The sequence below is a fragment of the Sphingomonas sp. LR60 genome (assembly GCF_036855935.1).
Lineage (GTDB): Bacteria > Pseudomonadota > Alphaproteobacteria > Sphingomonadales > Sphingomonadaceae > Sphingomonas.
Genome location: NZ_JASPFK010000001.1, coordinates 3382523 through 3406611, shown reverse-complemented (window position 1 = coordinate 3406611; position 24089 = coordinate 3382523). Strand labels below are relative to the sequence as shown.

The window sequence follows — 24089 nt, the reverse complement described above, 5'->3', positions numbered from 1 at the left end:
AATATCCTCAGGTTCGGCGCGCCTGGAGTGCGCCGCGACAGCGGGTCAGCGAGTCGGGAGGATCGTCGGGGGTGCGCGAAGCGGTGGCCGCCAGCGGAGCGTGACACGCGGGGCAGGTGCCGCTGCGAGGGGTAGAGCTGCCGGACCACTGCCGCCGACGGCAGGACCAACAGCAGCACGATCGCGAGCAACGTCGCGGGCGCGGCGACCGCGGCAAAGGCGCACGGGCGCTCGAAGCCATCGTGCGCGGGCGCGTCATGCGCGTGATGGTGCGCCTCGCTGACCATCGCCATGCCCGGACAGGCGACGATCGCGACCTGCCCGTGCGCGACCTGCGGCATGAACCCGGCCGGCACCAGCAGCCGCACCAGCAATGCCAGCGCGGCGAGCACGACCAGCAGTCGCGGCGAGGCGCGAAGGCCGGTCACCGAAAGACGCTTCGCGAGCGGGGATGACCAGAAGTGATCATGTCCCGCATCTTACCGGGAGATGGTTAATCAGAACATACCGCGGCGACCGCAATCACCGCCACGTGGCGCACCGGGAAGGCGACCGAGCGCGCGATGAAGCAGCGTCGCTGCGCCTCGTCGTGAAGCGCCGCGGCGAGCGCGGCATCGCCCCCGGCGGCGATCGTCACGCGCGGGCGCAGCGTCGCTTCGGTGACGCGGCCGTTGCCGTCCTCGTCGAGCGTCAGCACCGCATCCGCTTCGTCGCGATAGTCGGTGACGACGATCCCGGCATCGGCACAGAGATGCAGATACCATAATTGATGGCAGGCGCTGACCGCGCCGAGCAGCAGCTCTTCCGGGTTCCAGCGCGTCGGATCGCCACGGAAGCGCGGGTCCGACGATCCCGCGATCACCGGCTTCCCCTCGGCCGCAATCTCATGATCGCGCGCATAGCTGGTATAGGTCGCGGTCCCCGCGCCGCGATTGCCGGTCCAGTGCAGCCCGACGCGCGTCATGCCGCGTGCAGTCGCCGCGTGCGTCGGTACAGCCACCACGTGACCAGCGCGAACAGCAACGTCCCCGCGATTAGCGCGGGCCCTTCGAACCCGTCGACCAGCGCCAGCGGCGTTTCGGTGCCGCTCTCATAGACGATCCCCGCGAAGACGACGTTCCACAGGCTTTCGCCGACGATCATGCCCGTTGCTGTCAGCACGCCCAGCCGCTTCGCCGCCTCGGCGTCGGGTAGCGCCTCGGCGCGCTTGTCATAGAAATGGCCGATCACCGCGCCGACCACCACGGTCAGCGTCGCGCTCATCGGCAGATAGATGCCGAGCCCGACGCCCAGCGGCGGCAGCCGCAGCCGCCCGGCCCGCCCCAGCGCCTCGTCGAGCACGATCGCCGCCGCGCCCGCCACCGCACCCCAGCCGATCATCGTCCAGTTGAGATTGCCCCCCAGCACGCCCTGCGCCAGTGCCGAGATCAGCGCCGCCTGCGGCGCGGCGAGCGCGTTCGGCCCCGCGCCCGGCATCCCCGCGAAGCCGAACGACGTGTAGAGCAACTGCATCACCGGCGGCACCACCACCGATCCGAAGCAGACGCCGATCACCAGCGCGACCTGCTGCTTCCACGGCGTCGCGCCGACCAGCTGCCCGGTCTTGAGGTCCTGCAGATTGTCGTTCGAGATCGTCGCGACGCCGAATACGATGCCGGTCACGATCAACGCATAGGCGACCAGGGCCTGCGTCTGCGCGACCTCGCCACCGCGCCCGAACAGCCCGACCAGCAAAGTCGCGGCGGCGATCACCGACAGGATGCCGATCCCCGATACCGGCGAGTTCGACGCGCCGATCAGCCCCGCCATATAGCCGCACACCGCCGCGATCACGAGCCCGATAACCGCGACGAACAGCAGGCTGCCGGCGACCAGCGCCCATTCATGCCCCGCAAGCGGCCCGCCGCTCACGATCGAATGGAGCAGCACAGCGATCGGCACCAAGGTCGCAAGACTCACCGCCGCGACGACGCCGATCGGCAGATCGCGTTCCTCGATCGCGACGCTGGCGCCGCGCGATGCGGTCAGCGACGCGCGCAGCCCGCCGATCACCGGTCGTGCGATCCGCAGCAGCGTCCAGATCGCCGCCACGCCGATCACGCCCGCGCCGAAGAAGCGCACGTCGCTGCGGAACACCCCGTTCGCCCACGCCGCGACGTCGCCGGCCTGCGGAGCGGCGGCAGTCAGGATCGGCAACACGACCCACCAGCCGACCACGACGCCGAGCAGGATCGCGAGCCCCGCCGACAATCCGATCAGATGCCCCGCGCCGAGCAGCGCGAACGACAGACCGGCGCTCACCCCGGTCGCGCCCGCGCCGACCCGGAAGAATTGCGCCGCCTCGCCCGCGATCAGCCGCGTCTGCGTCAGGATCGAGACGCCCGCGGCCGCCAGCGTGCTCGCGACGATCGCCGACAGCCCCTTGGCGCTCTCCGCCCCGCCATGGCGGCTTTCCTCGCCGACCTTGAGCACCTCGGCGGCGGCGCGGCCTTCAGGAAAGGGCAAGACGGTATCGACCACCAGCGCGCGGCGCAGCGGCACCGAGAACATCACGCCGAGGATGCCGCCAGTCGCGGTGATCGTCGCGGTGGTGACGAACGGAAAGCCCTGCCACCAACCGATCATCACCAGCCCGGGCAGCACGAAGATGATCGCCGCCAGCGTCCCCGCCGCCGAGGCGACGGTCTGGACGATGTTGTTCTCGAGGATCGTCGAATCGCGAAATGCGCGCAGCACCGCCATCGAGATCACCGCGGCTGGGATCGAGGTGGCGAAGGTCAGACCGATCTTCAGCCCGAGATAGACGTTGGCGGCGGTGAACAGCAGGGTGATGACACCACCCAGCAACACGCCGCGAAGCGTGAGTTCGACGGGGAGCGAAGGGGAGCGGAAGCCATGCCGCTATCTGGCACAAGTCGGCGCAGCGCGACAGGGCGGGCTCCCTCAGGATGGCCAATCCCGAAGCACGACCTTACAACCCGCATCATGTACCGGCCGCCCGCCTTCCGTGAAGACCGTCGCGACGTGCTCCGTGCCGCGATACGGGCACACCCGTTGGCAACGCTCGTGACGGCGACGGAGCAGGATATCGTCGCGAACGTGCTTCCGTTCAGCCTTGAGGTCACAGCGCGCGGCGACGTGCTCAAAGCGCATCTCGCGCGAGCGAACGAGCAGGTTGGCTATTTGCGTGCGGGCGCGTCGGCACTCGTCCTCTTCCAAGGGCCGCAGGCTTATGTCAGCCCCTCTTGGTATGCGGGCAAGCGCGTCCACGGAAAGGTCGTCCCGACGTGGAATTACGTCGTGGTGCAGGCGCGAGGCAGGACGCGCGTCATCGACGATCCTTCATGGTTGGTCGATCAGCTCGCCGCCTTGACAACCGCAGCGGAGAACGGCCAGCCCGAACCATGGACGGTCGCTGACGCCCCGGCCGACTTCATTCAGGCGCAACTGAAGGGGATCGTCGGGGTCGAAATCGCCATCGATCGTCTCGAAGGCAAATGGAAGGTCAGCCAGAACCGCAGTCGAGAGGATCGCGTCGCTGTCGCCGATGGGCTGAGCGCCGCTGGCCGTCACGACATGGCTGGTCTGATCCCGCTCGATTGAGCCACTACACCGCCGCCCCGTTCTCCAGCCGAGAGCGGTACAAGCGCGCCGGTCCGTCCTCGGGCGCGAAGAACAGGTTGCGGCCTTCGATCGCCATCCCCTCCGCGGTGTAGCCGCCGGCGGCGATCGAGCGGCGTACCGTCATCGCCGGCCAGTCGAGCCAGTCGACCGTTCCGCTCCACCACGTCCGCGGGCCGCCCGCGACCAATTGCCCGTTCGCGAACTTGATGTCTTGATAGCGCGTCGCCGACGGATTGGGGATGACCCGCATCCGCGTCGGCGCGTCGCGGTCGATGACGTACAACAACCGGCTGTTCCAATTGCCCGCCACCAGCCAGCGCCCGTGCGCCGCGACGCAGCCGAGATGATCCGCGACGGGGATGCGCCGCCGCACGCGCATCGTTTCCGTATCCACCTCGACCAGCACTGCCGAGCTGTGCGCGCGCAACTCCGCGACCGGCACCCATAGCGAATGCCCGTCGACCGAAATTCCGCCGGGATGATAGCGTGCGCCGTCGGTCAGCTCGACGCGCCGCACGACGCGCCCGGTCGCACGGTTGAACAGGTGCAGGTAGCCGCGCCGGGTGAAGCGATCCACCGAGGTGATCCACACGCGCCGCCCTTGCAGCGCCAGTCCCTGAACGTGGAAGATCTCGCCATCTAGCGCGATCGCTTCGCGAAAGCGCGCACCCTCCACACCATCCTCGTTCGATTGTGGCGCAGCGGCGACCGACAGGCTGGACAGCAGCAGCAAGGCGAGTGTCATTCCCGATCGCATCCGTCGACGTTTCACGGCGTGACCTCGCAGCTTGCCTGCGAGGGCCATTGCCCGCCGTTCGTGTCAGCATCGCGCAAGTTGCGTTGCGGTTTGATGAGCGTCGCATGTCTGGTTAAAGACGGCAGTCATGTTGATCCGGCCCGCTTCACCCGATGACGCGGCGGCGATCGCCGCGCTGATCCTTCCCGAAATCGCGGCCGGCGAAACCTATGCCTTGCCGCGCGACATGGATGCGGCGGCGGCAGTGGCATATTGGTGTGGCCCGGATCGTCAAACCTTTGTTCTCGAAGATGAAGCGCGGCTGCTCGGCAGCTATTTCCTTTGCGCGAATCAGGCCGGTGGCGGCGATCACGTCGCCAATGCCGGCTATATGGTCGACCCGGCTGCACGTGGCCGCGGGGTCGCGCGTGCGATGGCGAACGACTCGTTCGATCGCGCGCGGGCGAATGGCTTCACCGCGATGCAGTTCAATTTCGTGGTGTCGAGCAATCGCCGCGCGGTGGATTTGTGGCAGGCACTTGGGTTCGACGTGGTCGGTCAACTGCCCGGTGCGTTCCGACACCCGCTGCTGGGCCCGGTCGATGCGCTGGTGATGTTCCGCAAATTGTGAAGCGAGACGCTCCGGGGGAACGGCCCGCCGACCGTTCCCCACTCCGCTGCCGGTTCGACCGGCGCATCCTGTCCTGTTTTTTCCTGTTGTCCGCACTCTCCGGCGCGGCGATTCGCTGCCTAGCTGACGACGTGGCCAAAAAAGCCGGGCAGGGCCCGGCTATTGAAGTTTTTAGGAGAGGATGCCTGAAAGGCACACCTTTTTGCGCCGCAGCACGGCAGGACGCAAGTGCAATAAAACTTAATTTGATTGCAGGAATTGCAACTGCTCGTCTCCGGATGCGCTCGACAGCACCTTTCCTACCGCCTAGCAGCGCGGACTACGGATACGGAGGCGAACATGGCGCAGGCGTTGCGGGTGGCACTGGCGGGGCTGGGAACGGTCGGGGGCGGCGTGATCCGCGTGCTGGACGAGAACCGCGCGCTGATTACCCGTCGTGCCGGCCGCCCGATCGAGGTCGTCGCCGTCTCCGCGCGCGATCGGTTCAAGGATCGCGGCGTCGACCTGTCGCGCTTCGCCTGGGTCGACGACACGGCTGCGCTCGCCGAAGCCGACGCCGATGTCGTGGTCGAGCTGATCGGCGGATCGGATGGGCCGGCGCTGGCGCTCGCGGGGCGCACGCTGGCAGCTGGCAAGGGGTTCGTCACCGCCAACAAGGCGATGCTGGCGCATCACGGGCTCGAGCTGGCGCGCGTCGCCGAGGGCGCGGGCGTGCCGATGAAGTTCGAGGCGGCGGTTGCGGGCGGCATCCCGGTCATCAAGGGGCTGCGCGAGGGCGCGGCGGCGAACGTGATCGCGCGCGTCTATGGCATCCTCAACGGCACGTGCAATTTCATCGTCTCGAAGATGGAGGCCGAGGGGCGCGACTTCGCCGAGGTGCTCGCCGAGGCGCAGGCGCTTGGCTTCGCCGAGGCCGATCCGTCGTTCGACATCGACGGCGTCGACGCGGCGCACAAATTGTCGATCCTTGCGAGCTTGGCCTTCGGCACAGCGCCGGCGTTCGGCGACGTGGCGATCAGCGGCATCCGCCATTTGCTCGCTGCCGACATCGCCGAGGCGGCGGCGCTCGGTTATCGCGTGCGACTGGTCGGGATCGCGGAGGCTGACGGCGACAAGCTGTTCCAGCGCGTTCACGCGCACCTCGTCCCCAACGATCACCCGCTCGCCCACGTCACCGGCGCGACCAATGCGGTGGTGGCCGAGGGCAATTTCGTCGGCCGCTTGCTGTTCCAGGGCGCGGGTGCGGGCGAGGGCCCGACCGCCAGTGCAGTGGTCGCCGACCTGATCGACATCGCGCGCGGTGAGGCCGGCCCGCCGTTCGCGATGCCCGCCGACGCCTTGGCGACGGCCGGCGCGGCGGACAGCGGCGAGCGGCGCGGGCGTGCCTATCTGCGCTTCGCGGTTGCCGACCGCGTCGGCGTACTCGCGGAGATCGCCGCGGCGATGCGCGACGCGGGCGTGTCGATCGAAAGCCTGATCCAGCGCGGCGCGCATACCGATGGCAGCGTGCTGGTGGCGATCGTCACGCACGACGGCCCGGAGCGCTGCGTCGCCGCCGCATTGGAGCGGCTCCGCGGCTCGCAGAGCCTGACCGGCGAGCCGCTCTGGATGCACATTCTGGGGTGACAAGGCCGTGATCCCCGCGAAAGCGGGGATCCAGACCCGCAGGTCTTCGCAAGAGCCGAAACGCTGGAGGTTCTGGAATCCCGCCTTCGCGGCAATGACGGGCGGCGGCGGGGATGACGTCCACCCGCCCGCCCGTTAAACCCGCGGCATGAACGAAAACCTCACCACCGACCGCGCGACCTTCGTCGCGTATCTCGAATGCTCGCTGACCGGCGAGCGGTATGAGGCGGACCAGCTTCATAACCTCTCCCGCGCCGGGCGCCCGCTGCTCGTGCGCTACGACATCGATGCCGTCAGCGCCGCGCTCCCCCGCGACATGCTCGCCGCGCGCGCGACGGACCTGTGGCGGTGGCGAGAGTTGCTGCCCGTGCGCGAGACGCGCAACATCGTCAGCCTCGGCGAAATCGAGACGCCGCTGATCCCGATCCCCGCGAGCGCCGGCCCCAACGTCTGGGTCAAGGACGAGGGCCGCCTGCCGACCGGCAGCTTCAAGGCGCGCGGGCTGGTGATGGCGGTCGCAATGGCGAGGGAACTCGGCGTCACGCGGATCGCGATGTCGACCAACGGCAATGCGGGCGCCGCGCTCGCGGCCTACGCCACCCGCGTCGGGATCGAGACGATCGTCTTCTGCCCCGACGACACGCCCGAGGTGAACGTCCGCGAGATCGCCGCACAGGGCGCGCGTGTGTGGCGCGTCAACGGCCTGATCGACGATTGCGGCGCGATCGTCGCGAAGGGCGCCGCGGAGGGGCGCTGGTTCGACTTCTCGACGCTCAAGGAGCCGTATCGGATCGAGGGCAAGAAGACGATGGGGCTCGAACTCGCCGCGCAGCTCGGCTGGCGGCTGCCGCGCGCGATCTTCTATCCCACCGGTGGCGGCACCGGGTTGATCGGCATGTGGAAGGCGTTCGACGAGCTGGAGAAACTCGGCTGGATCGGTGCCGAGCGCCCGCGGATGTACGCGGTGCAGGCGTCGGGCTGCGCGCCGATCGTCCGCGCCTTCGAGGCAGGCGAGGAACATGCCGAACGCTGGGAGGATGCGCAGACGATCGCCGCGGGCATTCGCGTTCCGCGCGCGGTCGGCGACTTCCTGATCCTGCGTGCGGTGCGCGAGAGCGGCGGCAAGGCGCTCGCGGTCGGTGACCCTGCGATCGTCAAGGCCGTCGACGAGTGCGCGCGCAAGGACGGCCTGTTGCTCTGCCCGGAGGGCGGCGCGACGCTGGCGGCCTATCGACAGGCGCTCCGCGACGGCGAGGTGGACGAGGATGAGGAGGTCGTGTTGTTCAACTGCGCGACCGGGCTGAAATACCCGCTACCGTCTGCCGAGCAGCGGCTGGACCGGCACGCGGCGATCGACTTTGACGCGTTGTAAGCGCCTAATGCTACGCGGCGTCGGTCTGTTCGATCGCCGGTGTCGAGCGGCCGACCCACCACGCATAGAGCAGGATGCTCAGACCGACCGTGAGGCTGAGCACGGCGATCGGCACGCTGTCGTTATGGTCCTGCGGGTTTTCGATCGCGCCGATTGCGCCGATCGCAACGCCCGCGACGACCATCACCCAACCGATCAGTCCGGCCGATGTTCGTGAACGGGGTTCGAGCCTTTCGATCAGCAGGCGTGCGCTGGCGGGATCGGCATCGAGCGCCTTGCGCACCGTGCGATTGAGGATCGCCTGTGAGATGAGGCGACACACCTGCGTGAACATCAATGACAGGAATGCCAGCGCACCAAGCGGGACGACGATCTCAACCATTGGGTCATGATCCGCTCTGCTCGTGGCTTTGGCAAGAACGAAGGTGCAAGTGCCTGTCGTTGTTCAGATGCGATCAAATGGACTGTCGTGGACGAGTGAAACTGAACGGTTCGGCGTCAAACTGAATCGTCACCGCGTTCAATAAGGCGCGCACGCCCGGCGCCGTTGCAAGCCCTTGATCGTCAGCACCAGATGCCCCAACCGCTCGCGCACCAGCCCCTCGTCGAGCAATTGGCGGATCGTCGCAGGATCGTTGCCGCGCGAGATGATCAACGTCGCGCCGGCGCTGCGTGCTGTCCAGAGGATTGTCTCGAGCGGCGAGCCGCCGGTCATCGCGTCCATCGTTCCACCCTCGGGCATGCGGCGACTCGTGCCGCCGCAGGGCCGGGAGAGGACCGGTTATGCGCCCGTTCGTCAACGCCCCGCCAAGGGCTTAATCGATATTGCTTGATGAACCGTTAATGCGCCACGGCGAAGCGACCGTCAGCCGCCGCCGTCGCGCTCGATATCGGCGCCGACCGCCTGCAGCTTTTCTTCAAGCCGTTCGTAACCCCGGTCGAGGTGATAGACGCGCGACACGGTCGTCTCGCCGTCCGCGACCAGTCCGGCGATGATCAGGCTCATCGAGGCGCGCAGGTCGGTGGCCATCACGGGCGCGCCGACCAGCCGGTCGACCCCGGTCACCTCCGCGGTCCGCCCGCGCACGCTGATGTCCGCCCCCATCCGCGCCAGTTCGGGGACGTGCATGTAACGGTTCTCGAAGATCGTCTCGGTCAGCGTGCTGGTGCCCGGCGCCTTGCACAGCATCGCCATGAACTGCGCCTGCATGTCGGTGGCGAAGCCCGGATAAGGCGCGGTCGACAGCGACAGCGGCTTCAGCTCCGCCTCGGAGGTGACCATGATCGACCCGCGCCGCTCCTCGATCCCGACGCCGGCCGCGCGCAGCGCGTCGAGCGTCGCGCCCATGTCGGCAGCATTGACGTTGGTCAGCTCGACCGCGCCGCCGGTCACGGCGACCGCGCAGGCATAGCTGCCCGCCTCGATCCGGTCGGGCATCACGGCATAGGTCGCGCCGTGCAGCTCATCGACGCCCTCGATCTCCAGCGTGCCGGTCCCGACACCCTCGATCCGCGCGCCCATCGCGATCAGGCAGCGGCACAGGTCGACGATCTCGGGCTCGCGCGCGGCATTCTCGATCCGGCTCGATCCCTTGGCGGTCACCGCCGCCATCACGACATTCTCGGTCGCGCCGACCGACACCACCGGGAAGCTGTAGCTGCCACCCGAGAGCCGTCCGCCCGGCGCGGTGGCGGTGACATAGCCCGCGCTCATCTCCAGCGTCGCGCCGATCGCCTCCAGCGCCTTCAGGTGCAGGTCGATCGGGCGGTTGCCGATCGCGCAGCCGCCCGGCAGCGACACGCGCGCCTGCCCGGCGCGCGCGAGGATCGGCCCGAGCACGAGGATCGACGCGCGCATCTTGCGCACGATGTCGTACGGCGCCTCGGTCGAGGTCAGCTGCCCGGCGCGGATCGTCATCACGCGGCCGAATTCGTCGGGCTTGCTGCCCTCGATCCGCGTCGAGGCACCCAGCTGGTTGAGCAGATGCCCGAAGCCGTCGACATCGGCGAGCCGCGGCAGGTTGCGCAGCGTCAACGGCTCGTCGGTGAGCAACGCGCACGGCATCAGGGTCAAGGCGGCGTTCTTGGCGCCGGAAACGGGGAGCTTGCCGGTCAGGCGGCGGCCGCCGCGGATGATGATACGGTCCATCGGCACGCTCTATCGAAGCTGCGGCGTCGCGCCAAGTGAAGCAACGCGCCCGCCGGTTGATCGGTTTTAATGCGGGTCCACCCCCGCCCGCGTAACGATCCGAGGAATTTGAGGATTAGGATTGGGTGCCAGCGCTTAGTTTCGCCGACCGGGTCGGTGATTTTCTATCCCTTTCGGCGGTCGAACGCAGCGTGCTGGCAGGACTTGCCGAGCGCGAACGCCCGCTTCGCCGCGGTGCGACGCTCGTGCGACAGAATGAACGCGGGACCGACCTCTTCGCGCTGAAAAGCGGGATGATGATGGGCTATGTGCTGCTCGGCGACGGCGGACGCCAGATCCTGCGGCTGATCTTTCCGGGGGATCTGTTCGGGACGCAGGTGATGGTGTTCGGCAAGGCGCAGCAAACGCTGGTCGCCGCCGCCGACAGCGTCGTCGCGCCGATCGATCGGGCTGCGCTCGCGGAGGCGACGCTGCGCCATCCGCGGCTGGCGCTGGCGCTCACCGCGCTCGAACAGATCGAGAGCGCGTCGCTGGCGGATCGGCTGGCGTCGGTCGCGAAGACGCCGGCGCGCGCGCGCGTCGCGGGGATGCTGCTCGAAATCCGCACGCGGATGCGGCGTGGTGATCCCGCGATCGGTGACAGTTTCGCCCCCGGTCTGACGCAGGAGGAGATCGGCGACGCGGTCGGGCTGACCGCGGTGCACGTCAACCGGATGCTGCGTCAGCTCGAGGATCAGGCGCTGATCGCGCGCACCCCCGGGCGGGTGACGATCCTCGACGAGGCCGGGATGCGCCGCGCCGCGGGCCGCAACGATCGCGGCGACGGCGCGGACCTGTCATGGCTTCCCGAGGTGCAGCCGGCGTAACGGAGGGACCGCGCGCTAATTGCTGCGCGACAGCCCGCACGCCGCCAGTTGTGCGTCGATCGTCGCCACCAGCCGCGCGAGCGCCTCTGCATCGCGCCCCTCCGCGCGCAGCGTCAGCGCCGCCTGCGTGTTCGAGGCGCGCAGCAGCCACCAGCCGTCGTCGGTCGACACCCGCACGCCGTCCGTCACCGTCACGCGCGCGCCGTGGCTGGCAAGCTGCGCGGCGACCTCTTCGACCAGCGCGACCTTGCGCACTTCGGGGACCGGCACGCGCCACTCGGGCGTCGCGACCCGCGCCGAGCTTTCCTCGCGCAACGCGGTGAGCGAGCGTCCCGACAGATGCACCGCATGGATCAACCGCACCGCGGCATACAGAGCGTCGTCGAACCCGTAATAGTCGTGCGCGAAGAAGATATGTCCGGACAGCTCGCCCGCCAGCGGCGCGTGCAGCTCCTTCATCTTCGTCTTGATCTCGCTATGCCCGGTTCGCCACATCACCGGCGTGCCGCCCAGCGCGGTGATCCGCTCGAACAAGGCATCGCTCGATTTCACGTCGGCGACGATCGTGCTGCCGGGCAATTCGGCGAGGATCGGCGCGATCAGGATCGACAGGATCTCGTCGCCCCACAGCACGCGGCCCTGCGCATCGACCGCGCCGATCCGGTCGCCGTCACCATCGAAAGCCAGTCCGAAATCGAGCTTCTTTTCCGCCACCAGCGCCTGAAGGGGTGCGAGATTGGCCTCCACCGTCGGATCGGGGTGGTGGTTGGGAAAGGTGCCGTCGATGTCGCAGAACAGCAGGTGATGTTCGCCCGGCAGCTGCGCGGTCAGCCTGGCGATCGCCGGCCCGGCGGCGCCGTTGCCGGCGTCCCAGCCGATCCGGTACGTGCCCCCGGCATAGCCGTCGAGCAGCCGGCCGACGTAGCGGTCGAGCACGTCGGCCTCGGTGACGTTGCCGGCCCCGCTCTCCCAGTCGCCGGCCTCGGCGAGCCGCGCGAGATCGCGCACGTCCGGCCCGCAGAAGCTGTTTCCCTGCATCACAAGCTTGAAGCCATTGTCCTCGCGGGGATTATGGCTGCCCGTCACTTGTACGCCGCCATCCACTTCTAGCGTCGCGGCGGCGTAATAGAGCATCGGCGATGGTCCGACACCGACACGGACGACATCGACCCCGGACGCGGTAAGACCCGCCACCAGCGCCGCCTCCAGCATCGGCGAATGCGTCCGCCCGTCATAGCCGACCGCGACCCGCGTCCCGCCCGCGCGGCGCACCCGCGTCGCAAAGCCGCGCCCGACCGCCCAGGCATCCGCCTCGGTCAGCGTGTCGCCGACCCGCCCGCGAATGTCATAGGCGCGCAGGATCTCGGGCGAGAGCCGGTGCGTCATCGCGGGTCCTTGAGCGACGACAGCAACGTGTCGCGCGCGGCATTGACGCGCCGCGCACGCTGCTCGGAGCCGCCGCGATCAGGATGCAGCTCGCTCATCAGCCGGCGGTGCGCGGCCCGGATCTCGCCCGCATCGGCCTGCGCATCGACCCCCAGCACGCGCCGCGCCTCGCCGAGCGGGGAGGGGCGCTTCTTCGCCGGCTTGCGAAGCAGCATCCACACGCCCCAGATGATCAATGCGGCGACGATCCATTTCATCAGCATCGTCAGGCGGCCTGCGTCGCGCCGATTTCGGGCAGCGCCAGCGCGGCCATCATCTCGCGCAGTTCCTGCCGCGCGGCGACATGGCTCAGCCCCATTCCGCCGAACTCCTTGGCGTCGATCAGCGTCAGTCCCTTGGGGAACAGTTCGCGATAGATCACGCGCTCGCCCAGCCCCGGAATGATCCGGAAGCCGACCCGCCGGGCCAGTTGGTCGAGCGCTTCGGAGACGCGCCGCATGTTGCGCGCTTCCAGATATTGCAGGCGGTTGCGCAGTACGACCCAGTCGATCGTCGTCCCATCCTCACGCGCGCGCGCCTTGCGGGCGTCCCAGATCAGCTCCGAATAGAAGCTGGGGCGCACGACCTTGTACGTCTCGGGATCGACCTGCCCGATCAGGTCGAAGTCAACGAAACTGTCGTTCATCGGCGTGACCAGCGTATCGGCCAGCGCGGCGGCGATCCGCGCCGCCGGATCGTCGCGCCCCGGCGTGTCGATCACCAGGAAGTCGAACCCGTCGGTGAAGTCGCGATACATCGCCGGGAAGACGCCGTCGGCGCGACCGTCACCCGTGGCATGGACCGGCACGGCCAGCTCGATCCCCGCGCGCTTGGCGGTCGCCTCGCGATTGTCGAGGTAGCGACCCAGCGTCCGCTGGCGATGGTCGAGATCGATGCACGCCACCCGTGCGCCCTTCGCGGCCAAGGCGATCGCGACGTGAACCGCCGTTGTCGACTTACCGGTCCCACCTTTTTCGTTCGCAAACACAATCACGTGCGTGCGACCGTGTGGCGCTTGCGTCCCCGTTTCGGACAATTCGTCGCATCCTCGATTGATTGCGTCCCGCCGCGACCATAGAACCCCCGACCGCGAGTTTCGAGGGGTAACGGGTGGAAGTGTATCGTGATCTCGCCGGCTTGCGCGCCGCGCTTCGCTCGGCGGCGGCCGACGGGCGTGAGGTGGCGTTGGTGCCGACGATGGGCGCGCTCCACGCCGGGCATATCGCGCTGGTCGAGGCCGCGCGGCGGCCGGGCGCCCTGGTGGTTGCCTCGATCTTCGTGAACCCGAAGCAGTTCGGCGCCAACGAGGATCTGTCGCGCTACCCCCGCAAGGAGGTCAGCGACATCGCGATGCTCACCGATGCCGGTTGCGACCTGTTGTGGTTGCCCCCGGTCGAGCAGATGTACCCTGCCGGTTTCGCGACCAACGTCTCGGTCGCGGGCGTCAGCGAGGGCTGGGACGGCGCGGCGCGTCCCGGGCATTTCGACGGCGTCGCGACCGTCGTCGCGAAGCTGTTCAACCAGGTTCGCCCGACTCGCGCCTATTTCGGCGAGAAGGATTTCCAGCAGCTCGCGGTGATCCGCCGGATGGTCGCCGACCTCGACTTCGATATCGAGATCACCGGCGTGCCCACCCAGCGCGAGGATGACGGCCTCGCGCTGTCGTCGCGCAACGTCTACCTGTTGCCCGAGGAGCGCCAGAAGGCGGTCGCCTTGCCACGCGCCCTGGGTGTCGCGGCGCGCGCGGTGCTCGGCGGGGGCGATCCGGCCAAGGCGCTGGCGGATGCGCAGGCGACGCTGGTCGCGGCGGGCTTCGTGATCGATTACGTCACGCTGGTCGATGCCGAAACGCTCGAAAGCGACCCCGCTCCGGGCCGGCGTCGGCAGTTGCTCGCCGCCGCGCGGCTCGGCAACACAAGGCTGATCGACAACCTCGCGGTCGATCCGTCCTGATCGACGACATCGCGTATTCTCAATCACTTAGGTGTTCGCGCTCTTAACCATTTGGTGAGCCGAATCGGTGCACACTCCTCTTCACATTGAAGGATTGAGGGGTGATCCGATGGTAAGTGATTTTGATACCGCGCTACTGGCGCGCCGCATCAACGAAGCGACCCGCGGCGATACCGACGCCGCCTACGACCTGGGCGTCGCCTATTCGACCGGCACCATGGGTGCCGTCCTCGACCTGATCGAGGCGCACAAGTGGTTCAACCTGTCGGCGGCCTGGGGCAATGACGCGGCGGCTGCCGCCCGTTCGGACATCGCCGAGGACATGACCGCACGCGAAATCGCCACCGCACAGCGCGCCGCGCGCGACGTGCTCGGCGGGATGCAGCGCCGCGCGGCCTAACCTGCCGCATCTCCTTGACCCGTCAGGCTTGCCCGGCGCATAGCCCGATCATGGAGAATACGACCGAGACGCCGTCCTTCGAAGCCGGTCTACGCGAGCTCGAGGAGATCGTCGCGCGGCTGGAATCGGGTGACACCCCGCTGGAGGAGGCGATCCGCCTTTACGAGCGCGGCAGCGTGCTGCGGCAACGCTGCGCCGACCGGCTGGATGCCGCACAGGCGCGGATCGAGGCGATCCGTACCGGTGCCGACGGGCGCCCCGCCGCGGTCGAGCCGTTCGCCGCCGGATGAACGTCGCCGCCAACGCCTCGCCGCAGCTGAAAGCGGCGCTGAAGGAAGTGTCGGCGGAAATGGACCGGCGCTTCGACGCGCTGTTGCCGATCCCGAACGATCCTCGCGCGGACCTGTACCGCGCGATGCGCCACGCCACGATCGGCGGCGGCAAGCGGCTGCGCCCGTTGCTGGTGTTCGCCACCGCGCGGCTGTTCGACGTCTCGCGTGATGCCGCGGGGCGCGTCGCGACCGCGCTGGAGGCGATCCATGTCTATTCGCTGATCCACGACGATCTGCCCGCAATGGACGACGACGACCTGCGCCACGGCAAGGCCACCGTCCACAAGGCGTTCGACGAGGCGACCGCGATCCTCGCGGGCGACTGCCTCCACGCCTTGGCATTCGAGGTGCTCGCCGATCCGGCGACACACGCCGATCCGTTCGTTCGTGCCGAGTTGATCGCCGACCTCGCGCGCGCCTCCGGTCCGTCGGGAATGGCGGGCGGGCAGGCGATGGACCTCAAGGCCGACGGCACCCGTTTCGACCTGGGCACCGTCACCCGGCTCCAGCAAATGAAGACCGGTGCGCTGATCGGCGCAGCGGTGGAGGGTGGTGCGATCCTCGCGCGCATCCCGCCGGAGGGCCGCCGGCACTTGCGCGGCTATGCGCACGACCTGGGGCTCGCCTTCCAGATCGTCGACGACCTGCTCGACGTCGAGGGCGACGAGGAACTGGCGGGCAAGAAGCTGCGCAAGGACGGCGAACAGGGCAAGGAGACGTTCGTCTCGCTGCTCGGCGTCGACCGCGCGCGCCAGCAATCGCGGATGCTGGTCGACCAGGCGATCGACCATCTGCGCAGCTATGGCGAGGAGGCCGAGCTGCTCCGCGCGATCGCGCGCTTCGTCATCGACCGTCGCGGCTGACCGGAAGGCTTTCCCATGCGTATCGGCGTCTATCCCGGCACCTTCGATCCGGTCACGCTGGGGCATATGGACATCATCCGGCGTGGCGCGAAGCTGGTCGATCGACTGGTCGTCGGCGTTACCACCAATCCCGGCAAGTCGCCGATGTTCTCGCTCGACGAGCGGATGGCGATGGTCGAGCGCGAGGTCGCCGACATCGGCGGCGACATTCGTGTCGTCTCGTTCGACTCGCTGCTCATGGATTTCGCCGAGCGTGAGCGCGCGACGATGATCGTCCGCGGCCTGCGCGCCGTCGCCGACTTCGAGTACGAATATCAGATGGCGGGGATGAACCAGCAGCTGAACGACCGGATCGAGACGGTCTTCCTGATGGCCGACGTCTGCCTGCAACCGATCGCGTCACGACTGGTCAAGGAGATTGCGATCTTCGGCGGGCATATCGGCAAGTTCGTCAGCCCGGCAGTCTGCGAAGAGGTGGTGGCCCGCGTCGAGCGCGACGGACGCCGGGGTAGCTGAGTTTTCTGGGTCTTTCCCCACCTTCGTTCCGTCAGTCCCACCGACTCTACGCCGTTCCTCCCGCTCTTTCCGTCATTCCTTGCCGCTTCTCCGTCATTCCCGCGAAGGCGAGAATCCACAACCTCCGGTGCCGCGCCTCTATCGACAGACCTGCGCGTCTGGATCCCCGCCTTCGCGGGGATGACGATGGTAGATTCTCGTCCCAACCCCCGCACGCGTTCAGTTTGGCGCAAGCGCGTTTCTGGTCTAGGGCGAAGCAGAATCCACTGATCCGATCCGAAAGACCCGATGCGCCCGATCGCCCTTCTCGCCGCCGCGCTCGCCGCGACCGTGTCTGTCGCCACCCCCGTTGCCGCGCAGGACCGGCTTCCCGCTCCGCCGCTCAGCGACAAGACCAACATCTGGGTGCTCGATCTCTCGACGGGCGGCCGGGTCGAGGTGGCGCTGCGTCCCGATGTCGCACCGAAGATGGTCGACCGGATCAAGACGCTGACGCGCCAGCATTTCTACGATGGACTCGTCTTCCACCGCGTCATCGACGGCTTCATGGCGCAGGGCGGCGATCCCAAGGGTGACGGCACCGGCGGCAGCACGCTTCCCGACCTGCCCGCCGAGTTCAACTATTTGCCGCACGTCCGCGGCGCGGTGGCGGCGGCGCGTGCGGAGAAGGAGGACAGCGCGAACAGCCAGTTCTACATCGTGCTGCAACCGCGCTTCCAGCTCGACAAGAAGTACACCGTGTTCGGGCGCGTCCTGACTGGCATGAACTATGTCGACGCGATCGAGAAGGGCGAGCCGCCGCAGAACCCGTCGCGGATCGTCCATGCCTATATCGCCTCGGACAATCCCCCGGCCTATCAGCCGCTGCCAGCCGCGGCCGCGCCGACGCTGCCGGCGACGCTTCCGACGCTGCCCGGCACCACACCGGCCGCGGCGAAGCCTTCGCCGAAGAAGACCGCTACCCGCCGCTGACACGATGAACGTCGATCTGTTCGACTTCACGCTCCCGCCGGAGCGGATCGCCTTGCGCCCCGCCGCCCCGCGCGACGCGGCGCGGCTGCTGGTGGTCACCCCCGAGGGGCTAACGGATCGCGTCGTCTCCGACCTCCCGTCGCAGCTCCGCGCCGGCGACTTGCTGGTCTTCAACGATACGCGCGTGATCCCGGCACAACTCGAAGGCACACGCGGATCGGCGCGGATCGGCGCGACGCTCCACAAGCGTGAGGGGCCGCGCCGCTGGCGCGCGTTCGTCCGCAACGCGCGGCGGCTGCGCGACGGCGACGCGATCGACTTCGGACAGCAGGTCGTCGCCACCGCGCACGACCGTGCCGAAGACGGGAGCTGGGCGCTGGTCTTTGCGGGCGACGACCCGGTCGAGCTGCTGCTGGAACGCGCCGGGCGGATGCCGTTGCCGCCCTATATCGCGGGCAAGCGCGACACCGACGCGCGCGATACGCAGGATTATCAGACGATGTTCGCCGCCGAGCCGGGCGCGGTCGCCGCGCCGACCGCCGCGCTGCACTTCACCCCCGCGCTGCTCGCCGCGCTCGAATTGGCGGGTGTCGAGCACGCCACGCTGACGCTCCATGTCGGCGCGGGCACCTTCCTGCCGGTAAAGGCGGAGGATACCGCCGACCACAAGATGCACGCCGAATGGGGCCGTATCGATCCCGCCACCGCAGACCGCCTCAACGCGGTGCGCGCGGGCGGCGGGCGGGTGATCGCGGTCGGCACCACCTCGCTACGGCTGGTCGAGAGCGCGACCGATCAGGATGGCCGCATCCAGCCGTTCGAAGGCGACACGTCGATCTTCATTACCCCCGGTTATCGCTTTCGCGGGATCGACGGCCTGATGACCAACTTCCATCTGCCGCGCTCGACGCTGTTCATGCTGGTATCGGCGCTGATGGGGCTCGACCGGATGCAGGCGGCTTACGCTTACGCGATCGAGAATGACTACCGCTTCTACTCCTACGGGGATGCCTCGCTCCTCCTTCCCTGATGGCGCGCGATGAAGCGCAGCTGCTGTCCGAGCGAGCTTCAGGTGATCGCGCCCTCAGCACGGGCAGCTCGGCGGCCGATGGCAATCTTGGGCAATCCCCGCGCAACCTCGGCCAAAATCCGCTTCGTTAGAGGGGTATGGAAGAGTACAGAGGCTTGCAGTGACGCGCTTGTTGCGCGTGGCCTTCAGGTGCGCGCTCGGCGTGCGGTAGACGACGGAGCGACAGGCAAGTGGACGAGAAGGTAGGGCTTGGCAGTCTACGAATGCGGAGGTCGCCGGCTCTTCGCCAGCCCGTTGGCGGTGCGGTGAGCCAGGCCGGAGGTCATTCGGTACGATTCGCCAACAGCGCACGTCTTCGCGCGCGCGCTCAGCGTTTCGCTACGACGGCTCCCATTCCGGGACAGTGGTTCCAGTTCGCTACGTTAGCCCTGTACCTCTCCCTTTTGTACAAAGTGCTTCCGCTTGGGCTCGCGCTCCTCGTGCTGCTTAGCGGCTCCTTGTACCGGTTGAGGAAGGCTGAGTGGCATCCCTCCGTGCCGATCGTCGGTCTCGGCATCGCGTACGTCGGTCTTGGCTCCTTGGCCGCCTATCTGGTTTCATCCAATGAAGGAGCGAGCCGGACGGTTCAATTCACCCTTGTCGTCGCCGGGGGGCTCGCCATCGCCAAATATCTGGCGGCTGCCGATCTGGAAACCGCCAAGAAGTTCTATCGCCGCTTCGCCTGGCTAAACGCGGCGGTGCTTCTTCATATCATCATCTATCACTTATCCCACGGCAAGATCGTCACGTGGAAATACCTGCTGGATACGAAGTTTGCTTTCTCGGCATCGGTGGTGGCGTTATTCTACTTCGAGGATGATATCCGTCGTCGCTCGAATGGGACTTGGTACGCATTGCTGATCTGCCTGACGGGCATCATCCTGCTGAGCGGCGAGCGAAAAGCGTATCTCCTGGTCGCGGGTATATTCTTCCTGTCGCGTGCCTCGATCACGGTGAAGGCGACGATCGTCGCCGTCAGCATGGCTGGCGCGCTGGCATTCCTCGCCGCCTTTCCGAACTCCTATGTCGGCAAACAGCTGAGCGGCGGTTCGGAGGACACGTCCAAGATCCCCACGCGCGCGTTCCTCACGATCAGGAGTATCGCCGATCACAGCGATGAGATCCGAACCTTCGTCAATCGAAATGCCGACAATCTGTTCGCGCAACACCCGGTCTTCGGTGTCGGTGCGACCGGTTATCAGGCATGGGCAAGGCAACGGTACGGCGTTGGCAGCGTGAGCGGCGGCCTCTCGATGAACGTGCATGGTGAGCGGCACCGCGTCCCGGCCGAGAATGGCATGGTCGGAATCATCATCGTGCTGTCGTATCTGGCGGCGATCGGCTGGCGCGCCGTCGCACATGTGGCCAACCACGGCTGGCTCAACTCGCCCGCAACGGCGCGCGCGCCGCTCTACATGATTACCATGTTGGTCACCTACGCTTACGGGGAGGCGATGGACACGACGATGCTGATGCTGATCCTTCTAACCGGGCTTACGGCGGCCAGCATCCATCCGCCGTCCATATTGAAGCGCAGTCCGAAGAGAGTGAAGTTGCGACCAAGCGCCGTTCAAGCGCGCGCCTGAGCAATCGTCGCGATCGTTAAGGGGTCAGCAAAGCTGGCCTCGTGCGTTGAGCCAATGTCGCCGCCAATTACCGGAAAAGCTCACCTTCGCACAAAGATGAGCTGAACTTGATCATGCTGGCATGGGTGCTGCTGGGTCTCGATCCGCTACAGACCCTACGCCTACGCGAGTGCACTGCTGTTATAGCAGACGGCCGTCCGGGCGATATCACCCGGACGGCGCGTGCTTTACGACGAAAGCCCGACGCGCAACGCGGCGTTGGGGTTGTTGGTGCCGTTCGGGAAGAACCCGCCGCCAGTGCGGTTGGCGCCGGTCGCGTTCAGATACACGATGTTGTGCACCTGCTCGCTACTGCGGCTATAGGCGAGGCCGTTGACGTTGGCGGGCACCAGATTGGCCGCATTGTTGTCGCCGACCAGCCCCTGATCGTCGTCGGCGCCGATGCCGCGGGTGGTGTCGTCGGTCGGCTTGCCGTCGAGCAGGTCGCGCGCGTCGGAGATCTTGGTCGTCGCGGTGATCAGCGTGGTGGCCGACATGCCCTTGGCGTAGAGAACGGTGCGCACGATCCCGGCGTGATACGCTTCGGCCGCCAGGATACCGGCCGCCGCCTCCAGATAGGTCTTGTTCGTCAACAACGGCGCCGCGCCCTTATACGCGGTCACCCCGACATCCTCGAACAGGAACGCGCCGAGCAGGAAGTTCTCCGGCGAGGAATAGGGATTGAACGTGTCGGTCGACCCGATCACCCCCGCTGCGCGTGCCGCGGCGGTGAAGGCACCGTTCGCGCCACCGTCGATGTTGATGTTCGGCATCGCCACCGCTGCCGATCCGAGCGCGGCGCGCAGGAACGCGACGTGCGCGGCTTCGTCAGCAGCGATTTCGCGCGCATAGGCGCCCACGACCGGATCGCCCGAGAAGTCGACCTTCGCGCCGCCGGTCACGGTGCCGCCGGCCGTGCCGCCGCCACTGGCCGTCTGCGCCGCGGTCAGGCCGGTGCCGTTGACCGCATAGAGGTAGAATTGCGCTTCGAGATATTCGAGGTTGAGCGCAAGGTTCAGCACGTCGCTGTCGGTGATTGCGGTCGGGGTTGGCGTCGGGGTAGGCGAGGGCGTCGGCGTCGGGTCCACCGTATCGCCGTAATCGCCGTAGCAGCCCGACAACAGCGAAGCGCCACCCAGCAGCACCGCGCCGCCACCGGCGGCCTTGAGGAAGCCGCGGCGTGCGGCGCGTCGCGCGTCGGCGGCGGACAGGATTTCGAGAGCTTTGAACGGATCGATCATCGGAAATTCCTTCGGAGCGTCAGGAGAACATCATCGGGAGCGCAGAGAGCCGCGCTCAGGTCGTCGATTTGATGTTTCCGTTGACGCCGTTGGGGAAGAAGCCGCCCATCGTCGCGGTGCCCGGGTTGAGATAGACGATGTTGAGCACCTGTCCCGGCGTCCGGCTGAAGGCGAGCCCGTTGCTGTTGAGCGGCGACAGGTTGGCGGTCAGCGTGTCACCGGAACCGGAGGCCGCAATCCCCTGATCGTCGTTCGGCGCAATGCCGCGCACCTTGTCCTCGGTCGGTGCGCCGTCCAGCGAGTCACGCGCGGCGGCGATCTTCTCGGTCGCGTCGACCAGCGCCTGCACGCCCTTCGAATAGAGCGTCGTGCGCACGATCGCGGCATGATACGCCTCGACCGCGAGGATGCCCGCGGCGGCCTCAAGGAAGGTCTTGTTGCTGAGCAGCGGCGCCGCACCCTTATAGGCGGTCACGCCGACATCCTCGAAGATAAACGCGCCGAGCAGGAAGTCGGTCGGCGAGGCATAGGGGTTGAAGACACCGCTCGTGGAATCGACTACCCCGGCGGCGCGCGCCGCCGCGGTGAACGGGCCGGTCGCGTCGCCGCTGATGTTGATGTTCGGCATCGCGACGGCGGCGGTGCCCAGCGCGGTGCGCAGGAACTTGACGTGCGCCAGCTCATCGGCAGCGATCTCGCGCGCATAGGCGCCGACCAGCGGATCGGTGGTGAAATTGACCGCGGCACCACCCGTGACCGTCCCACCGGCCGTGCCGCCGCCACTCGCGGTCAGGTCACTGGTCAGCCCAGTGCCGCCCACGGCATAGAGATAGAATTGCGCTTCGAGATATTCGAGGTTGAGCGCGAAGTTGAGCACGTCGCTGTCGGTCACGCTGCTCTGCGCCAGCGCCGGATCGGCATAGGCGAAGGCACCGCCGACGGCGGCGACGCCCAGGGCGGCGGTGAAGAAGGCACGGCGGTTCTCACGGCGGCGCGCACGGCCGTCGAAAGTTTCGATCAACAGATCCTGCTCGGTTCGGGCGTCTTGCATCGTCACTTCGCACCTCCCACAACCCACGGGAATGACACGGAGCATCTTCCTCGACGTGGGTGAATGCAGGTACGAGACGAATTCAGGTTAGGATGCGGGATCGTTAAAAAACTATTTTAACGGGCGATCCTGCCAGCGGAGTGAAACGGTGACGGCAACCGACACACAGACGGCGGAGTCGCGAAGAGCGACGCTGGTCGCCGCGTTGACGATGAGCGCGGGCGGCGACCGGCAGGCGTTTCGACGCGTGTACGATCTGACCGCCGCGAAGCTTTACGGCATCTGCCTTCGTATCTGTGGCGAGCGACAGGCGGCGGAGGACGTTTTGCAGGAGGTGTATCTGATCGTCTGGCGTCGCGCCGCCGCCTATCGGCCGGAACGGAGCCACCCGGTGACGTGGCTGGCGACGATCGCGCGCAACCGCGCGCTCGACTGGCGACGCTCGCCGCGCGGCCGCGTCCTGACCCCGGTTCCCACCGATGACGCGCACGACCCGGTCGACGATGCGCTGCCGGCGGATCAGGCGATCGTCGCTGTGGAGGACGGGCAGCGACTCGACCTTTGTCTGGATGAACTCGACGAACGGCCGCGCCACGCGATCCGGTCGGCGTTTCTCGACGGGCTGACCTATGCCGATGTCGCCGTACGCGCGGGGGTGCCGCTGCCGACGATGAAGAGCATCATCCGTCGTGCGTTGATCCGTCTGCGGGAGTGTCTGAACGATGACGCCTGACGATCGCATTCTCGCGGCCGAGCTGGTGATCGGCCTGCTCGCGGAGGAAGAGGCTGCCGTGGCGGAAGCGCGGCGCGCGCAGGACACCGATTTCGCCGCCGAGGTAGAGTGGTGGGAAACCCGCTTCGCACCGCTCTTCGATCATTATCGCGAGGTCACGCCCCCGCCGCACCTCGCGGCGCGGATCGAGGCGATGCTGGGGCTGCCGAACGTCGCGGGACGCACGAAGCGCGTTCACTGGCGCTCGCTCGCGTTCGGCGCGACCGGCGGCGCGATCGCCGCGTCGCTCGCCGCTTGGCTGCTCACCCCCGCCACCGTCGTATCTCCTGCACCGCCGGTGACGGTGCCGGCGACTCCGGCAGGGCTGATGATCGCGCAGCTGGCGTGGACCGACAAGACGAAGGCGCCGCCCCCGGTCGCGATCGTCGAGTCGGCGACCGGGTCGGTGCGGTTGAGCCGCGCCGTCGACACGCCCGATGGGCGCGACGGGCAATTGTGGCGGATCCCGGCGGGCGGCAAGCCGATCCCGCTTGGCTTGCTGCCGCGAGGCGACGGGCGCGAGGTGCGCGTGGCGCTCGCGAACCTGCCGATGGCGGGCAGCACGCTGGCGATCTCGATCGAGCCGCTCGGGGGCTCGCCGACCGGGCAGCCGACCGGGCCGGTGGTGCTGGCCGGAACGGTCGAGCGTCTGTGACTCGGTGACGGTGCAGCGACGGCTGATCGCTGCACCGCCTCATGGAGGCTTGCGGGCGGCTCTGCGAAAAGTTCGCTGATCTTCTCGTGGGTTCTGCCCAACTTGATCTGAATTTATTTACTAAGCGCCGCTAGCGTCCGGCGTGTGTGGACCTGGAACAAGCGCGCGCCATTCAGGCTGAGGAACGTTTTCGCGGATCGTCGCGGCGGCG

At 67.7% G+C, this 24089-nt stretch carries 27 protein-coding genes; 16 read left to right on the top strand and 11 right to left on the bottom strand.

Translation table 11 applies throughout. From position 1 onward, the window contains the following. Window positions 1–116 precede the first annotated feature (116 nt). Entirely contained in the window at window positions 117–455 is a 339-nt protein-coding gene (locus QP166_RS16195) for a hypothetical protein (RefSeq protein ID WP_333916841.1), read from the top strand. Window positions 456–493: 38 nt separating this feature from the next. Here the strand turns inward: QP166_RS16195 and QP166_RS16190 are convergent, their stop codons facing one another. Together QP166_RS16190 and QP166_RS16185 are read right to left on the bottom strand one after the other, a co-directional pair. Beyond that, window positions 494–964 (bottom strand): OsmC family protein, encoded by a 471-nt coding sequence (locus QP166_RS16190; protein WP_333916840.1) that lies wholly within the window; start codon window positions 962–964, stop codon window positions 494–496. Beyond that, the gene (locus QP166_RS16185) at window positions 961–2850 is read right to left on the bottom strand and encodes an OPT family oligopeptide transporter (RefSeq protein ID WP_443027223.1); all 1890 of its coding nucleotides are present in this window, start codon (window positions 2848–2850) and stop codon (window positions 961–963) included. Before QP166_RS16185 ends, QP166_RS16190 begins: the two co-directional genes overlap by 4 nt. A 135-nt stretch (window positions 2851–2985) precedes the next feature. Here QP166_RS16185 and QP166_RS16180 point away from each other — a divergent pair, with 135 nt between their 5' ends. After that, window positions 2986–3603 carry an FMN-binding negative transcriptional regulator gene (locus QP166_RS16180; protein WP_333916839.1) on the top strand — a complete coding sequence of 206 codons (618 nt, stop codon included), beginning with the start codon at window positions 2986–2988 and terminating at the stop codon, window positions 3601–3603. Between the two features lie 4 nt (window positions 3604–3607). On the opposite strand, the gene QP166_RS16175 is transcribed toward QP166_RS16180, so the two are convergent. Continuing rightward, window positions 3608–4369 (bottom strand): DUF6454 family protein, encoded by a 762-nt coding sequence (locus QP166_RS16175; RefSeq protein ID WP_333916838.1) that lies wholly within the window; start codon window positions 4367–4369, stop codon window positions 3608–3610. 139 nt (window positions 4370–4508) lie between these two features. Between QP166_RS16175 and QP166_RS16170 the strand changes: the two genes are divergently transcribed. The 3 genes from QP166_RS16170 to QP166_RS16160 all read left to right on the top strand — a co-directional run bounded on the left by QP166_RS16170 (window position 4509) and on the right by QP166_RS16160 (window position 7989). Further along, window positions 4509–4991: a GNAT family N-acetyltransferase gene (locus QP166_RS16170; protein ID WP_333916837.1), complete on the top strand. Its 483-nt coding sequence runs from the start codon at window positions 4509–4511 to the stop codon at window positions 4989–4991. A 339-nt stretch (window positions 4992–5330) separates the two neighbouring features. Next, window positions 5331–6617, top strand: coding sequence for a homoserine dehydrogenase (locus QP166_RS16165; protein WP_333916836.1), 1287 nt, complete (start codon window positions 5331–5333; stop codon window positions 6615–6617). A 148-nt stretch (window positions 6618–6765) separates the two neighbouring features. Beyond that, window positions 6766–7989, top strand: a complete 1224-nt coding sequence (locus tag QP166_RS16160) for a threonine synthase (protein ID WP_333916835.1) — start codon at window positions 6766–6768, stop codon at window positions 7987–7989. A 10-nt stretch (window positions 7990–7999) separates the two neighbouring features. Here QP166_RS16160 and QP166_RS16155 read toward each other — a convergent pair whose 3' ends face one another. The 3 genes from QP166_RS16155 to murA all read right to left on the bottom strand — a co-directional run bounded on the left by QP166_RS16155 (window position 8000) and on the right by murA (window position 10138). Further along, the gene (locus tag QP166_RS16155) at window positions 8000–8371 is read right to left on the bottom strand and encodes a hypothetical protein (RefSeq protein ID WP_333916834.1); all 372 of its coding nucleotides are present in this window, start codon (window positions 8369–8371) and stop codon (window positions 8000–8002) included. A 138-nt stretch (window positions 8372–8509) separates the two neighbouring features. After that, complete coding sequence (locus tag QP166_RS16150) at window positions 8510–8731, bottom strand: hypothetical protein (protein WP_333916833.1); 222 nt, start codon at window positions 8729–8731, stop codon at window positions 8510–8512. A 123-nt stretch (window positions 8732–8854) separates the two neighbouring features. Further along, window positions 8855–10138, bottom strand: a complete 1284-nt coding sequence (gene murA, locus QP166_RS16145) for a UDP-N-acetylglucosamine 1-carboxyvinyltransferase (protein ID WP_333916832.1) — start codon at window positions 10136–10138, stop codon at window positions 8855–8857. A 125-nt stretch (window positions 10139–10263) separates the two neighbouring features. On the opposite strand from murA, the gene QP166_RS16140 reads away from it, so the two are divergent. Next, window positions 10264–11004 (top strand): Crp/Fnr family transcriptional regulator, encoded by a 741-nt coding sequence (locus QP166_RS16140; protein WP_333916831.1) that lies wholly within the window; start codon window positions 10264–10266, stop codon window positions 11002–11004. Window positions 11005–11019: 15 nt separating this feature from the next. Here QP166_RS16140 and pgmG read toward each other — a convergent pair whose 3' ends face one another. The 3 genes from pgmG to QP166_RS16125 are packed head-to-tail and all read right to left on the bottom strand — an operon-like array spanning window position 11020 to window position 13465. Continuing rightward, the gene (gene pgmG, locus QP166_RS16135) at window positions 11020–12390 is read right to left on the bottom strand and encodes a phosphoglucomutase/phosphomannomutase PgmG (protein ID WP_333916830.1); all 1371 of its coding nucleotides are present in this window, start codon (window positions 12388–12390) and stop codon (window positions 11020–11022) included. Next, window positions 12387–12647: a J domain-containing protein gene (locus tag QP166_RS16130; RefSeq protein WP_333916829.1), complete on the bottom strand. Its 261-nt coding sequence runs from the start codon at window positions 12645–12647 to the stop codon at window positions 12387–12389. Before QP166_RS16130 ends, pgmG begins: the two co-directional genes overlap by 4 nt. Window positions 12648–12655: 8 nt before the next feature. After that, window positions 12656–13465 (bottom strand): division plane positioning ATPase MipZ, encoded by an 810-nt coding sequence (locus QP166_RS16125; RefSeq protein ID WP_333916828.1) that lies wholly within the window; start codon window positions 13463–13465, stop codon window positions 12656–12658. Window positions 13466–13539: 74 nt separating this feature from the next. Here QP166_RS16125 and panC point away from each other — a divergent pair, with 74 nt between their 5' ends. From panC to QP166_RS16085, 8 genes are all read left to right on the top strand, one after another. After that, the gene (gene panC / locus QP166_RS16120) at window positions 13540–14382 is read left to right on the top strand and encodes a pantoate--beta-alanine ligase (RefSeq protein WP_333916827.1); all 843 of its coding nucleotides are present in this window, start codon (window positions 13540–13542) and stop codon (window positions 14380–14382) included. Window positions 14383–14491: 109 nt separating this feature from the next. Then, window positions 14492–14782: a hypothetical protein gene (locus QP166_RS16115; protein ID WP_333916826.1), complete on the top strand. Its 291-nt coding sequence runs from the start codon at window positions 14492–14494 to the stop codon at window positions 14780–14782. 50 nt (window positions 14783–14832) lie between these two features. After that, window positions 14833–15072 (top strand): exodeoxyribonuclease VII small subunit, encoded by a 240-nt coding sequence (locus QP166_RS16110; RefSeq protein ID WP_333916825.1) that lies wholly within the window; start codon window positions 14833–14835, stop codon window positions 15070–15072. Further along, on the top strand, window positions 15069–15977 hold the full coding sequence (locus QP166_RS16105) for a polyprenyl synthetase family protein (RefSeq protein WP_333916824.1): 909 nt from the start codon (window positions 15069–15071) through the stop codon (window positions 15975–15977). Before QP166_RS16110 ends, QP166_RS16105 begins: the two co-directional genes overlap by 4 nt. Window positions 15978–15992: 15 nt before the next feature. Then, window positions 15993–16493 carry a pantetheine-phosphate adenylyltransferase gene (coaD, locus tag QP166_RS16100; protein ID WP_333916823.1) on the top strand — a complete coding sequence of 167 codons (501 nt, stop codon included), beginning with the start codon at window positions 15993–15995 and terminating at the stop codon, window positions 16491–16493. Between the two features lie 288 nt (window positions 16494–16781). Then, a complete protein-coding gene (locus tag QP166_RS16095; protein ID WP_333916822.1) occupies window positions 16782–17465 on the top strand; it encodes a peptidylprolyl isomerase in 684 nt (227 codons plus the stop codon). 4 nt (window positions 17466–17469) lie between these two features. After that, the gene (queA, locus tag QP166_RS16090) at window positions 17470–18495 is read left to right on the top strand and encodes a tRNA preQ1(34) S-adenosylmethionine ribosyltransferase-isomerase QueA (protein WP_333916821.1); all 1026 of its coding nucleotides are present in this window, start codon (window positions 17470–17472) and stop codon (window positions 18493–18495) included. A 533-nt stretch (window positions 18496–19028) separates the two neighbouring features. Further along, window positions 19029–20120, top strand: a complete 1092-nt coding sequence (locus QP166_RS16085) for an O-antigen ligase family protein (protein WP_333916820.1) — start codon at window positions 19029–19031, stop codon at window positions 20118–20120. 227 nt (window positions 20121–20347) lie between these two features. On the opposite strand, the gene QP166_RS16080 is transcribed toward QP166_RS16085, so the two are convergent. After that, entirely contained in the window at window positions 20348–21400 is a 1053-nt protein-coding gene (locus tag QP166_RS16080; protein ID WP_333916819.1) for a ferritin-like domain-containing protein, read from the bottom strand. A 55-nt stretch (window positions 21401–21455) separates the two neighbouring features. Next, the gene (locus tag QP166_RS16075) at window positions 21456–22451 is read right to left on the bottom strand and encodes a ferritin-like domain-containing protein (protein WP_333916818.1); all 996 of its coding nucleotides are present in this window, start codon (window positions 22449–22451) and stop codon (window positions 21456–21458) included. Between the two features lie 148 nt (window positions 22452–22599). Between QP166_RS16075 and QP166_RS16070 the strand changes: the two genes are divergently transcribed. Continuing rightward, window positions 22600–23184, top strand: a complete 585-nt coding sequence (locus QP166_RS16070) for a sigma-70 family RNA polymerase sigma factor (protein WP_333916817.1) — start codon at window positions 22600–22602, stop codon at window positions 23182–23184. After that, on the top strand, window positions 23174–23878 hold the full coding sequence (locus QP166_RS16065; RefSeq protein ID WP_333916816.1) for an anti-sigma factor: 705 nt from the start codon (window positions 23174–23176) through the stop codon (window positions 23876–23878). Before QP166_RS16070 ends, QP166_RS16065 begins: the two co-directional genes overlap by 11 nt. Window positions 23879–24089 lie beyond the last annotated feature (211 nt).